Origin of the sequence: Xenorhabdus mauleonii (assembly GCF_900113945.1) — a bacterium.
Classification (GTDB): Bacteria; Pseudomonadota; Gammaproteobacteria; order Enterobacterales; family Enterobacteriaceae; genus Xenorhabdus; species Xenorhabdus mauleonii.
On the sequence record NZ_FORG01000002.1, the window covers coordinates 209,875 to 224,165 of the forward strand.

General features: G+C 43.7%; 13 protein-coding genes. All 13 read right to left on the bottom strand.

Annotated features, from left to right (window positions below; all coding sequences use genetic code 11):
* Positions 1 to 37: 37 nt before the first annotated feature.
* A complete protein-coding gene (locus BM100_RS02360) occupies positions 38 to 568 on the bottom strand; it encodes a GNAT family N-acetyltransferase (protein ID WP_092507579.1) in 531 nt (176 codons plus the stop codon).
* 5 nt (positions 569 to 573) lie between these two features.
* On the bottom strand, positions 574 to 1,353 hold the full coding sequence (locus tag BM100_RS02365; RefSeq protein ID WP_092507581.1) for a hypothetical protein: 780 nt from the start codon (positions 1,351 to 1,353) through the stop codon (positions 574 to 576).
* A 688-nt stretch (positions 1,354 to 2,041) separates the two neighbouring features.
* Positions 2,042 to 2,317, bottom strand: a complete 276-nt coding sequence (locus BM100_RS02370; RefSeq protein ID WP_092507583.1) for a YfcL family protein — start codon at positions 2,315 to 2,317, stop codon at positions 2,042 to 2,044.
* Positions 2,318 to 2,338: 21 nt separating this feature from the next.
* Positions 2,339 to 2,890, bottom strand: coding sequence for an elongation factor P hydroxylase (locus BM100_RS02375; protein ID WP_092507585.1), 552 nt, complete (start codon positions 2,888 to 2,890; stop codon positions 2,339 to 2,341).
* 22 nt (positions 2,891 to 2,912) lie between these two features.
* Positions 2,913 to 3,713 (bottom strand): sulfite exporter TauE/SafE family protein, encoded by an 801-nt coding sequence (locus BM100_RS02380; RefSeq protein ID WP_092507587.1) that lies wholly within the window; start codon positions 3,711 to 3,713, stop codon positions 2,913 to 2,915.
* Between the two features lie 137 nt (positions 3,714 to 3,850).
* Complete coding sequence (aroC, locus tag BM100_RS02385) at positions 3,851 to 4,936, bottom strand: chorismate synthase (RefSeq protein WP_092507588.1); 1,086 nt, start codon at positions 4,934 to 4,936, stop codon at positions 3,851 to 3,853.
* A gap of 151 nt (positions 4,937 to 5,087) precedes the next feature.
* On the bottom strand, positions 5,088 to 6,023 hold the full coding sequence (prmB, locus tag BM100_RS02390; RefSeq protein ID WP_092507590.1) for a 50S ribosomal protein L3 N(5)-glutamine methyltransferase: 936 nt from the start codon (positions 6,021 to 6,023) through the stop codon (positions 5,088 to 5,090).
* 227 nt (positions 6,024 to 6,250) lie between these two features.
* Positions 6,251 to 7,615, bottom strand: a complete 1,365-nt coding sequence (locus BM100_RS02395) for an amino acid permease (RefSeq protein WP_092507592.1) — start codon at positions 7,613 to 7,615, stop codon at positions 6,251 to 6,253.
* A gap of 92 nt (positions 7,616 to 7,707) precedes the next feature.
* A complete protein-coding gene (gene hutH / locus BM100_RS02400; protein ID WP_092507594.1) occupies positions 7,708 to 9,240 on the bottom strand; it encodes a histidine ammonia-lyase in 1,533 nt (510 codons plus the stop codon).
* A 14-nt stretch (positions 9,241 to 9,254) separates the two neighbouring features.
* Positions 9,255 to 10,934, bottom strand: coding sequence for a urocanate hydratase (gene hutU / locus BM100_RS02405; protein WP_092507596.1), 1,680 nt, complete (start codon positions 10,932 to 10,934; stop codon positions 9,255 to 9,257).
* Between the two features lie 287 nt (positions 10,935 to 11,221).
* The gene (gene hutC / locus BM100_RS02410) at positions 11,222 to 11,980 is read right to left on the bottom strand and encodes a histidine utilization transcriptional repressor HutC (RefSeq protein WP_175494899.1); all 759 of its coding nucleotides are present in this window, start codon (positions 11,978 to 11,980) and stop codon (positions 11,222 to 11,224) included.
* A gap of 9 nt (positions 11,981 to 11,989) precedes the next feature.
* A complete protein-coding gene (gene hutG, locus BM100_RS02415) occupies positions 11,990 to 12,949 on the bottom strand; it encodes a formimidoylglutamase (protein WP_092507598.1) in 960 nt (319 codons plus the stop codon).
* Positions 12,950 to 12,966: 17 nt separating this feature from the next.
* On the bottom strand, positions 12,967 to 14,235 hold the full coding sequence (gene hutI / locus BM100_RS02420) for an imidazolonepropionase (protein ID WP_092507600.1): 1,269 nt from the start codon (positions 14,233 to 14,235) through the stop codon (positions 12,967 to 12,969).
* Positions 14,236 to 14,291: the final 56 nt, after the last annotated feature.

Below are 14,291 nucleotides of genomic sequence, written 5' to 3' on the forward strand. Positions count from 1 at the left end.
GATGCATATTCCAGTTATTTCATTATCAAAAACCAAACTATCCTTCCTCATGCACATTGAACGGAAATTTCATTGCGCAACGTTGTTCCTGAGTGAAACCGTAATCAATTTCATTTTGTAATATTTGTTGTAAGGCTTCCGTGATCTGTTGAGGTTCTAGAATATTAAACCCTAGTCGTTGATAATAAGGAGCATTCCAATCAACATTGCGAAAAGTCGTCAATGTAACCGCAGCAAGATGGCGTTGCTTCGCAACTTGGATGCCCTTCTCAATTAATGCTTTTCCAATTCCCTTTTTCTGCCAGCTTTGATGTACAGAAAGCTCCATAATGTGCAGCCCATCATCCAGCGATGATGCCAAAATAAAACCAACAGGCTGAGAACTCTCATTAAGCGCAACCCAACTATTACCTTGTGAAATATAATCCAGATGTTGTTGTACGGTTTGAACATGCCCATCAGCGATCCAAGCTAATTCAGGTATCAGACGAAACAACTGTGCAGCGGAATATTCTATTATCGGTAGTTGGCTTACATCTGCTTTTTTTGTTAAACGAATAGAGATCATAGTATTCAAATCATGAGTTTCATGGCTGCAATGATAACACCAGAAAAACCAAACATCATTGTTACCATCCATTTAGTTTGAGCTGTTATTTGATTAGATAAATTTTCATGTAACGATGAAATTCTTTTATGTATAGATGAAATTTCCTGACGCACTAATACCATTTCATTTTGTTTCACCATTTCACTATGTATTGATGATATTTCATTACGTATTGATGATATATCATTACGCATTGACCCCATGTCATCATGGATTAACACGATATCACTTTTCAATGCCATCTCGTTACGTATCGACGATATATCATTACGCATTGACCCCATGTCATCATGGATTAATACGATATCATTCTTCAGTGCCATCTCGTTACGTATCGACGATATATCATTACGCATTGACCCCATGTCATCATGGATTAATACGATATCATTCTTCAGTGCCATCTCGTTACGCATGGATGACATTTCATTACGCATTGACCCCGTATCATCACGTAATGCCATATCTCCACGAATGGAGGAAATTTCTTTATGAACCTGAGTATTAATCGTTTCAATATCTGATTTTGTTGCATAGTTCGATTTTATGACAGCAACATCTACTTTTATTTGTGTGACATCTGACTCCAAGTTTTCAATTCTTTTTTCTAGTGTCGTAATCATCTCTTTTTTTCCATCTCTTATTAAGTAATTGGAATTAGTAGTAGCAGGCAACAAAAGCACTTGTTCACTGACTGCATAATATCCATATTCACCTTGGGCAGAATTGCTTTCCTGCTTCATCTCATCTTCTCCTGAAGGATCCCATTCCAATTTTAACTTCGCTAAGAATAACTAATCTTTCCCTTTAATATATTTGTATTGGCTCTATGATCTCTATATCCACCGCCTTTCACGTTGTACTTCTGCTGGCTGCGATGCCACTTAAAATCCATTATGCATAGCCTCCTACTGCATAATCTGAGCTTATTACTTACTCAAGTAAATACAATTTTTAATTGCACTCTATTTATTTGTCTCAACTTATCATTAAAGGTTATTTAAATCATCAGCCATTCCACTAATACTGTCATTAAAAGAAAAAACATATTTATTTTAAACCGATAAATTAACATTTCATATATTACATTAACATCTTATAGAAAAAAATCCCAAAAAATAAAAACAAGTGGCATTTAATTCTTTAATGTTTAGCCCAATAAAACCAAATGAACTAATGCTAAAATTATTTGACATATAATTTGAATCGAAATTATTGAACTTAATCATATGTTATATAGGTTTAATTACCATGTAACTTTACTGCATTTTTACTATAAAAAGATCAATAAACATCGAGCTCTTGTGAGTTATTCTAATTTTTGAGAACCATTACGAACTTTTTTGTAATCATGAGTAAGCAATTGCGTAAAATAAAAAATAAAGGGCTATATAAATAGCCCTAAAAAAATATTGTATCTACCACAGTCAATCAGGCTGTTGCGTTACCCAACAATTTTTGCCATGTTGCCAAAACCAGCACTTGATCTGGTGGAGTTAACTCACCTGCCTTGATTGCTTTATTAACACTTTCTTCTACACGCTGATGGAGCTGTTGGGCTGTCGTTGCGCCTTCCTGCTCTAATTCAGCAACCGCAAGTGTCAAATGCCCGCGTAGGTATCCACCAGCAAATAATTCATCATCACTGGCATGTTCAACCATATCATCAATTTGTGCCAGAATGCGTGTTTCAAACTCTGCGAGCATTGTGTTTCCTCAAAATCAATTTCAATTAGCAAACGTATCTTCCGGATAAGGAAAATGTTCTGCTTTTAATGGAGGCGTATTGTAAAACGATTGCAGAGCTTGAATAAAGCGCGCTGCACGTGTGGGTATTCCATTTTCAAGGTATTGCATGATTTGTGCATGGACTTTTCGATGAAAAGTAATGCGATCCGGTTCAAAATTTCCTTCCAGATTGTCACAACTGACATTAAACGGAAAGCCTGCCGCTACACAAAACAACCATTCCAATGATTGTGGTTTAATTTCTACTTTTTCAAACTCTGCCTGTGTTTGAGCATCACGCCCATCAGGACAGTACCAGTAACCGAAATCAACCAATTTGCGGCGCTCTGTACCCGCAATGCACCAATGCGAGATTTCATGTAATCCACTTGCATAAAAGCCGTGGGCAAATACAATTCTGTTGTAGCCCACGTCACTATCTGCCGGCAGATAAATCGGCTCATCATCACCTTTTATTAAACGGGTATTACAATCATCGCTAAAGCAATTATCAAAAATTTCAATCAGTTGTTGATAATGATGTGCAATCATGTGTTAGTGCAAAATCCTAAAATTAAAAATAAAATGCCAGCCAAGAACGGATAGTATCTCCGTGCTGGTCATAGAGAAGTTTGATGCTCATCAAAAAAGAAATTGTTACCAACATCGGGCGGATAAGTTTTTGCCCTTTACTCAGTACCAAACTGGCCCCAAACCGCGCACCAATCATTTGCCCTATCAGCATCATAATTCCTACTAACCATAGGACTTGCCCGCTAAGAATAAAGAACGTCAAAGCGCCGGTGTTGGATGCGAAGTTTAATACCTTGGCATGGGCTGTCCCTTTTGCCAAATTGTAACCACAAAGTATGACATAAGACAGCGCGAAAAATGATCCCGCCCCCGGGCCGAATACCCCATCATAGAAACCAATTCCGCATCCAGCAAAGCAACCAAATGCGATTGGTCCAATCCGATGTAGCCGATCTTCGACTCCAATCCCGGGCATCAGCAGAAAATAAAGACCGATGATCATCACTAATATCGGCAATAAGTAACGCAGAAAGTCCGGTGATACAAATTGGACCAGCAAAGCCCCCGACATGGCACCGATAAATGTCATCACAATCGCAAAACGCTGGGATCGCCAATCCACGATCCCACGGCGAATAAAGTAAAGACTGGCTGAGAGCGAGCTACCGACCGATTGTAGTTTATTAGTCGCCAATGTCTGGACAGGAGGAATACCTACCGATAACAAGGCCGGAATGGTCAATAACCCTCCCCCACCTGCAATCGAATCAATAAATCCTGCAATCACCGCTACCAAAAAGAGAATACAGTAAATTTCCAAACCCAATGACGTCCATTCCATTATTCATTACACCAATGGTTTGTTATAGGAAAAATGATTTATTCAACACTATGTTATTTCTCAAGACCATATTATCTCTCAGGACCCTGCTGCTTTTCAGCATTAAGCAGAGATTCGGTCAAGTATCCAAACCTGATTTACCATTGTGGAAGTGGTGGCGCCACATCAGCACATTGCGCTCTCTGACGAAGTAAATGATCCATCAACACAATCGCCATCATTGCTTCTGCGATAGGTACAGCACGAATGCCAACACATGGATCGTGTCGACCCCGGGTCACCATATCCACTTCTTCCCCTTCGCGGTTGATGGTTTTGCCGGAAACCATAATGCTGGATGTCGGTTTCAAGGCAATATGTGCCACAATCGGCTGGCTACTGCTGATCCCACCTAAAATACCGCCAGCATGGTTACTGGTGAATCCCTGTGCTGTGATTTCATCCCGGTTTTCGCTGCCACGTAAATTGACTACGCCAAAACCCTCTCCGATCTCAACTCCTTTCACCGCATTGATGCTCATCAAGGCGTGGGCAATATCTGCATCTAGACGGTCAAAAACTGGCTCACCCAATCCTGCTGGTACATTTTCCGCAACGACAGTCACTTTCGCGCCAATGGAGTCGCCCTCTTTTTTCAGTGAACGCAACAATTCATCCAGTTTGGTCAGCTTGCTCGCATCTGGGCAAAAAAATGGATTTTGTTCAACAAGATCCCAATCTTTCAATTCGCAATGGATATTTCCCATCTGGGTCAGACACGCGCGGATCAGAATGCCATGTTTTTCAAACAAATATTTTTTGGCAATTGCTCCCGCAGCGACACGCATGGCTGTTTCACGGGCAGATGAACGTCCACCACCACGATAATCACGCAATCCATATTTCTGTTCATAGGTATAATCGGCATGGCCTGGGCGGAAAACATCTTTGATTGCACTGTAATCTTGTGAACGCTGATCGGTGTTTTCAATCATCAGGCCAATGCTGGTTCCCGTTGTCATACCTTCAAAAACACCAGAAAGAATGCGAACCTGATCAGGTTCACGGCGCTGTGTCGTATAGCGGGAGGTTCCCGGACGACGCCTGTCTAAGTCGATTTGTAAATCAGCTTCTGTAATCGCAATGCCCGGTGGAACACCATCGACAATGCATCCCAATGCAACTCCGTGAGATTCACCAAATGTGGTGACACGAAAAAACTGCCCAATACTATTCCCAGCCATTCTTACCCTGCCATCATTATTTATGTGTTGAAAAATAAGATCGAATAACAATAACTCACCCAATGATTAAAGCCTATCTTATTTCAGCAATTTTATTTGACTTTCGTGTCATAAAACTTCTGCTTTAACCATTGAGTGGTATGAAAAAATATTAATCTTTGAACTGCTGGAAGTATTTATGATTTTCAACAAGTTGCTGACGAGTCAATACAAAAACACCATCACCATAGTTATGATCGAATTCTATCCATTTGAATGGGACTTCAGGATATTGCTCAATCAGATGCACCATACTGTTACCGACTTCACATACCAAGATTCCATTTTCCGTCAGGAAATCAGGGGCGGTTGCAATAATACGGCGCGCCAACGCTAATCCATCAACGCCTGCTGCCATAGCTAGCTCTGGTTCATGGTGATATTCTGTAGGCAAGTCATTGATGTCTTCCTCATCCACATAAGGAGGGTTAGTCACAATGATGTCGTATTTCACCGGTGGCATATCACGGAATAGATCGGAACGAATCGGGATGACACGCTGGGAAACTTTATGATTTTCTATATTTATTTCTGTCACAGCCAAAGCATCTGGAGAAATATCAACAGCATCCACTTCAGCTTCTGGGAATGCATGGGCGCAGGCAATTGCAATACAGCCGCTTCCCGTACAAAGATCCAAAATTGTCGATGGCTGATGTGAGATCAACCCCTCAAATTTTTTGTCAATCAAATCGTTAACCAGTGAGCGCGGGATCAAAACTCGCTCATCGACATAAAATTCATGGCCGCAGAACCAAGCACGATTTATCAGGTAAGCAACAGGAACGCGATCATTAACACGACGCAAGACAAGTTCTACGACGCGCTGGCGCTCAGTTGGTGTCAGACGCGAAGCCATCATTGAATCTGGAATATCCAAGGGCAAATGCAATGTAGGAAGAACTAATTGCAAAGCTTCATCCCACGGGTGACATGTAGTATGCCCGCAATAGATATTCGCTTCGTTAAAACGGCTGGTCGACCAACGCAACACATCCAGAATGGTATGCAGTTCAGCAACAGCTTCATCCGCTAAGATCTTATCCAAAAAACACCTCCAAACAACAAAAAAGATATAACAACGCGTTAGTTTGCCATGATCCCGAACACAAATCAGCTTTCTTAGCACAAGAATTGTCTTAGGACGAAATTGTATTAACAAAACATCGAATTAAGAAAGAAGTCGCCTTGGGAAAAATGAAACTATTGAAAATAAAATATACAGAGAGGAAGGTAAAAACCACCCTATGTGGATATAGGGTGGCAGCGAAATGGCTAGCGATTGACTGTTTTTTTCACCCATAAATAATAGCTGATGGTCAGTAATGCTATCCATATTCCCCCTACATACAATGCAGCCCGGGTCTTGGGGAAATATCCCAAGACAGCAATAACAAATGCCATAAATGCAATCGTCAGAAGGGGAGCAACAGGCCACAGTGGAACAGGGAATTTAAGGTTTTTGGCTTCTTCTGCTGGCATTTTACGGCGCATCGTGTACTGTGCCAGAAGAATCATCAACCATACCCAAACGGTTGCAAATGTTGCTACAGAAGCGATGATGAAGAAAATTTGTTCTGGCCATAAGTAATTCAAAACGACGCCAAGCAATAAGATCCCTGACATCACCATAACCGTAACCCACGGTACTCCATTTTTAGTGAGCTGAGAAAAAGCGGCGGGTGCCTGTTTTTCCTGTGCCATACCATACATCATTCGCCCTGCACCAAAAATATCACTATTGATCGCAGAAATTGCCGCGGTGATTACCACAATATTTAAAATATTCGCTGCTGAATCAATTCCCAAACTGGAGAATATCTGCACAAATGGGCTGCCATTTTGACCGACTTGATTCCACGGATAGATACACATCAAAACGAATAGCGTCAGAACATAAAATAGCAAAATACGGAATGGAACTGCGTTAATTGCTTTGGGGATAGATTTTTCCGGGTTTTTGGCTTCACTGGCCGTAATACCAATGACTTCAATACCGCCAAATGCAAACATAACTACCGTAAACGAAGCAATTATCCCTGCAATGCCGTTCGGCATAAATCCGCCGTGTTCCCATAAGTTTGACAGCCCCGTGACACTTTCGGCTTCCTGACCAAAGCCTTTCATCATAAGGAAAAAACCGCCGACAATCATGGCAATAATCGCAATAACCTTGATGATGGAAAGCCAGAACTCCATCTCACCAAAAACTTTGACATTACATAGATTGATCGCGCCAATGAAGAAGACAATGCTGAGCACCCAAATCCATTGTTCAACATGGGGAAACCAAAGTTTCATATAAATGCCGAATGCGGTGACATCAGCAAGGCAAACGACCAGCATTTCAAAAACGTAAGTCCAGCCGGTCATAAAACCCGCCAGAGGCCCTAAGTAATGGGTTGCATAATAGGAGAACGATCCGGGTGCGGAACGATGAACAGCCATCTCCCCCAATGCGCGCATGACCATGAAAACCGCCGCGCCGCCAATCGCATAAGCCAGTAATACTGCCGGCCCTGCGGCCTGTATCGCGCTCGCTGAACCATAAAAAAGCCCCGTGCCAATTGCCGATCCCAGTGCCATAAACCGAATATGTCGAACACTTAAGCCTCGCTTAAGTTGTGAAGTGTCTTGCATGATTTATCCTTATGTCTTTTATTATTAGATTGAGAAAGATAAATGTTACGATAAGGCCGGTTTTACCCGGCCAAAAACGATGTGATTGTACTTTAGTTTGCTAAAATTTTCCCGGCAGGCAACAACGCAGAAAGTTGCTGCTTAGCCAGCAGTTGAATGGCATCATCAATATCCGGCGCAAAAAAGCGGTCTTTATCATAATACGCCACTTTCTCACGCAAGATATGACGTGCTTTTTCCAGTATCGGGCTACTTTGCAACCCATGCCGGAAATCCATGCCCTGACAAGCCGTTAACCACTCAATTGCCAAGATGCCACGCACATTATCAGCCATTTCCCATAAGCGGCGACCTGCGGCTGGTGCCATGGAAACATGATCTTCCTGATTGGCAGAGGTTGGCAAGCTGTCAACACTGGAAGGATGTGACAACGCTTTGTTTTCACTTGCCAGCGCTGCCGCAGTCACCTGTGCAATCATAAAACCGGAGTTTACACCGCTGTTTTCAACCAAGAATGGCGGCAACTGGGACATGTTGCTGTCCATCAACAAAGCAATGCGACGCTCTGACAAAGATCCTATTTCTGCCAGCGCAATAGCCAGATTATCCGATGCCATGGCAACGGGTTCAGCATGGAAATTGCCGCCAGAGATCACTTCATCTTCTTCCGCAAATACCAGCGGGTTATCAGAAACCGCATTAGCTTCAACCATAATCACGTCAGCCGCGTGACGGATTTGAGTTAAGCATGCGCCCATCACTTGTGGCTGGCAACGCAATGAATAAGGATCTTGAACTTTCGCGCAGTTTTTGTGGGATTCAGAGATACCACTTTGTTCTTCCAATACCAAACGGTAAAGAGTAGCTACATCAATTTGGCCTTTTTGACCACGCGCTTCATGGATACGTGCATCAAATGGCTTGCGGGAGCCTAGTGCGGCCTCAACTGACATTGCACCACAAATAATGGCTGATGCAATCAAGTCTTCCGCGGCAAAAAGCCCTTTCAAGGCAAAAGCGGTTGAGGTTTGTGTTCCATTGAGTAATGCCAGACCTTCTTTTGCTACAAGCGTGATAGGCTTGAGTCCTGCTTTCTCCAGCGCTTCTTTTGCCGGCAGCCATTCACCACGATAACGGGCTTTTCCTTCACCCAGCAATAATAAGCTCATATGTGCCAATGGTGCCAAATCCCCAGAAGCGCCGACCGAGCCTTTACTTGGAATGCAGGGATAAACTTCTGCATTAACCAAAGCAACCAATCCCTGAATAACTTCCAGACGAATGCCAGAATAACCCCGGGCTAGGCTGTTAACCTTCAATACCATAATCAATCGGACGATTTCGTCCGCCAAAGGCTCTCCCACCCCTGCTGCGTGCGACATAACTATAGAACGCTGCAACTCTTCCAAATCTTGTTCTGCAATACGGGTATTCGCCAACAAACCAAAGCCGGTATTAATGCCATAAGCAGTTCGGTTTTCACTGATGATGCGATTAACGCATGCAACACTGTTTTCAATCGCGGGGAAGCATTGCTCGTCCAGACGGATGTGAACAGGATGCTGGTAAATATGGCGTAATTCTTCAAGCGTCATTTTTCCGGGACGGATAGTTATATTTTTCATATCAATGACACTCCTTATTTTTCATTAATCATTGGCAGGTTAAGTCCCTGCTCTTTTGCACATTGGATAGCCAGCTCATAACCGGCATCAGCATGGCGCATAACTCCCGTTGCCGGATCGTTATGCAAAACACGGGCAATTCTCTCCGCGGCTTCATCAGTACCGTCACAAACAATCACCATGCCGGAATGCTGTGAAAAGCCCATGCCAACACCGCCACCGTGGTGCAGGGAAACCCATGTCGCGCCACTGGCGGTATTCAGCAACGCATTAAGTAATGGCCAATCAGAAACCGCATCGGAGCCATCTTGCATAGATTCCGTTTCACGGTTAGGACTGGCAACCGAGCCGGAATCCAAATGATCACGACCAATCACGATCGGTGCGGACAGTTCCCCGCTACGTACCATTTCGTTGAATGCCAATCCCAATTTTGCGCGATCTCCTAATCCTACCCAGCAAATACGCGCAGGCAGGCCTTGGAAGCTGATGCGCGCTCTCGCCATATCCAGCCAGCGGTGTAAATGGGTGTCATCGGGTAACAGCTCTTTGACTTTGGCATCAGTTTTATAGATATCTTCCGGTGAGCCGGAAAGAGCAGCCCAGCGGAATGGCCCGATGCCACGACAAAACAGGGGACGAATATAAGCAGGGACAAAACCGGGGAAATCAAATGCGTGTTCAACACCTGATTCTTTCGCCATTTGGCGAATGTTATTACCATAATCGAAAGTAGGTATGCCTTGTTTTTGGAAAGCCAGCATAGCTTCAACATGCACAGCCATTGAAGCTTTAGCCGCTTGAATCACGACGTCAGGTTCAATTTCGGCACGGCGGCAATACTCTTCCCATGTCCAGCCTGCCGGTAAATAACCATGTAAAGGATCGTGAGCACTGGTTTGGTCTGTCACCATATCAGGGCGGACACCACGACGAACCAGTTCAGGCAAAATCTCTGCCGCATTACCACATAATGCGATTGATATTGCTTTGCCCTCTTGGGTATAGCGTTCAATGCGCGACAGGGCATCATCAAGGTCAGTCGCCTGTTCATCCACATATTTCGTACGCAGACGGAAATCAATACGGCTTTGCTGGCATTCAATGGTCAATGAAGTCGCCCCCGCCAACGTTGCGGCCAATGGTTGAGCGCCTCCCATGCCACCCAAGCCAGCGGTCAGAACCCAGCGCCCAGCCAAGTTGCCGTTGTAATGTTGGCGGCCTGCTTCCACAAAAGTTTCGTAAGTTCCCTGAACAATGCCCTGACTACCAATGTAGATCCAGCTACCGGCTGTCATCTGGCCATACATTGCCAGTCCCTTGGCATCCAGTTCATTAAAATGTTCCCACGTTGCCCAGTGAGGAACTAGATTTGAGTTGGCAATTAAAACACGTGGTGCGTTTTCATGTGTTTTGAAAACGCCTACAGGTTTCCCTGATTGCACCAGCAGAGTTTCGTCATTTTCCAGATTTTTTAAACTCTCAACGATTTTCTCATAACATTCCCAGTTCCTGGCTGCACGGCCTATCCCACCATAAACAACCAGTTCATTCGGATTCTCGGCAACATCAGGATCAAGATTATTCATGAGCATACGGAGTGGTGCTTCTGTCAGCCAACTTTTTGCTGTGAGTTGTGTTCCTCGGGGAGCTCGAATGATGACGTTGCGGAATTTATTATTTTGTATCGTCACGGTTTTACCTATTTTGTTGTTATGAATTTTTCTAATTGTATAGTTGTATATACATGTATATTCAATAGGCAAAAATGTGACTCAGGTAAAGTTGATCATTTGGAGGGTGTTATCATTCACTATACATATCAATAAGATGATAACGATTTATTCTATAATGCTCAGGCTAATATTTTTACTGGTTTTGTGTTTAGAGTCACATTTGATTTACATTATTTTCACAATGATTAATAAAAAACCTCTTTTATCCAAGAAGAAAAAAGAGGTTTTTTGTCCTGTCAGGCAGCTCAAGAGCTAAAATGTCCCTTTAATTTATATCGCTGCCCGGGAAATAATAATTTCGCGCTGGAAACAATAAACGCTTTCGACCAAGTTCGGCGACTGATTAGCAAACACGGCGTATTGGCCTCAATTTGCAGTAACCGGCAAGAGCGAATATCTCCCGCAACAGCTTCAACAATATGTTCGCCTTCTGTCAAAGGCGCTACTTTTGATAAATAATCATGGGCAGTTTGCTGGCTGAAATCTTGCTGCAAATATTCCGGTGCTGCCTGCGCATTGACATAGCGATCTTCAATTTGCACAGGTACCTCGTTCTCATAGTGAACAATAATCGAATGATAGATTGGTGTACCCACCGCAATGCCAAATTCCGCTGCCTGCGTTATATTGGCTTCCACTTCAGATAGTTTCAGCACCTTGCAGCTATGCTGATGGGAGCGTGAAGTAATTTCATCTGCGATACTGTGGATTTCAAACAAAGCGGATTGTCCCTTTGGCTCAGAAACAAACGAACCGACACCTTGCAGGCGGAACAAAAAACCTTCAGCCGTAAGTTCACGTAATGCCCTGTTGGCCGTCATGCGGCTGCAATGAAATTGTTTGACCAACTCCGCTTCCGAAGGAACCCGATCATGCGGTTTCCATTCCCCTGTATAGATCTTCTCAATAATCGCTTGTTTGAGCTTGGCATACAAAGGTGCCGGTTTGGCAACTGTCTCTGGTAAATCGGCTGTCACAATTACTTCCCTCAACGTTTTATCCATCCCACCAGATTATCCATTCCACCAGTGCACCAACTGCCATGCAAGGCGAGCTGCTGCTTTTCCTCCCATTCCCTGAATATCATGCAAAGGATTAAGTTCGACCAGATCTACAGCCTGCAACTTTTTGCTCTGACAAATAAGCTGAATTAATGGCAAGAGTCGGTCTAGTGGAACCCCTAACGCCGCAGGCGCTGACACTGCGGGCATTTGCCAAATTGGCAACACATCCAAGTCAATGGTCATATAAATAATATCGACTTGATTGATGATATCTTGTAATTGCTGCTGAACTTTGTCCAGCATGGGCTCGACGCAATGTGTATCCCAAATAATGGTGACATCAAGGTGATTGGCCTCATCCAACAATGCTTGGGTATTCGAAGCCAAGCTCGCCCCAACACAAGTGTAATTAAATAAGCGCTGTTGCTGCTGGCAATAATGGGCAAGCTGGCGAAATGGAGTACCGGATGTGGGTTGCGGCGAATTTCTCAGATCCAAGTGGGCATCAAAGTTGATAATGCCGACGCGCTGGGTCGGAAATGCACGATAAACTCCCATGCCATGGGCAAATGCCGTTTCATGCCCTCCACCAAAAATGAGTGTCTTCATCTTTTGCTGCTGGCATTGATAAACCGCATCACTGAGGGCACCTTGCGCTTCACTCAATTTCTCCGGGTTCGCGCGAATATTACCCAAGTCAACCAGTCGATCATGACCATCATAGCTAGCCAAATTAGCCAATGACTGACGCAAATAATCAGGCCCTAACTTTGCTCCCGGACGGCCTTGGTTGAGCTTTACGCCTTCATCGCATTCAAATCCCAACAAAGCAATATGGTGAGGATATTCTTCCGGAGGGAAACGGGCGGGTTGCTGTATTACTTGGAACACACGCAAGGCATTATCTGCTTCTGCAAGATCATTGCGCCCTTGCCAGATATTTTCTGATATCGGATGCCATAAATTCATGTTCTATTCCTTGCCACTTAATTAATGTTATTTAGATGAGCATGACATGTCATTTCACCGCGATAAATACGATGAACCAGTGGGTTGTGCCCCAATTCGTATAAAATATCAACCGGGTTTTCAGCATCCCAAACAATAAAATCAGCCATATAACCTGCTGCCAATTGGCCGTGGCTATCTCCCCGACCTAATGCTCGCGCGGCATGGATAGTTACCCCCTGCCACGCTTCCTCTGGTGTTAAACCAAACTGCACACAGGCCATGTTCATAATCAGACGCAGGGAAGTAAAAGGACTGGTTCCCGGATTGAAATCCGTCGAAATCGCCATTGGGATCCCGTATTGACGCAATAACTCGACAGGCGGGCGTTTGGTTTCCCGCAAGAAATAAAATGCCCCCGGCAGTAACACGGCAACCGTCCCACTATCGCTAATGGCTTTAATTCCCTTTTCATCCAGATATTCAATGTGATCCACTGACAAGCCCTGATATTCAGCAACCAGTTCACTTCCGCCTAAATTAGAGAGCTGTTCAACATGGCCTTTTACGGGAATTCCCAAACGTTTTGCTGCATCAAACAAGCGCTTGGTTTGATTGAGATTAAAACCGACGGTTTCACAAAACACATCTACGGATTCAAATAGCTGCTTTTGCCAAAGAGCAGGGAGGATAATATTACAAACTAAATCAATATAGGCATCAGGATCATGTTTATATTCAGGGGGGGTCGCATGGGCAGAAAGTAGTGTCGGGCTGATTTCGATGGGGTTTTTCTGTGCCAATGCCCGCACAACATTCAACTGTTTTTCTTCATTCGCCAGATCCAAGCCATAACCCGACTTCATTTCGATTGTTGTCACACCTTCGGCCATCAAAGCATTAAGGCGTTTTTGTGCAGCAATTTCCAATTGTTGGGCTGAACTATTACGGGTTGCATTAACAGTAAAATTAATACCTCCACCCTGTGCGCTAATTTCTTCATAGGAGACGCCATTTAAGCGCTGTTCCCATTCAGATGCCCGATTACCTCCAAAAACTAAATGAGTGTGGCAATCGATTAATCCAGGAGTGATTAACCGTTTTTCTACATCAATGATTTTACATTGGCCCGTTGAGACACTTCCCGTCGGTAAAATGGCTAAGATCTTTTCATTCCGAGTGATTAAATCATGTTGCTCTAACATGCTGTAATTATTTTTACCATTAATGCGGCTAATGGCAGGGTTCATTGTGGCAAGTCTGGCATTGCGCCAGATAACATCGGTTTCTTTCAGTTCAATCGACATTATTGTCATCCTGTTATTTGTTCTTATTAATATCGAATCCTCATGTTGTATATACA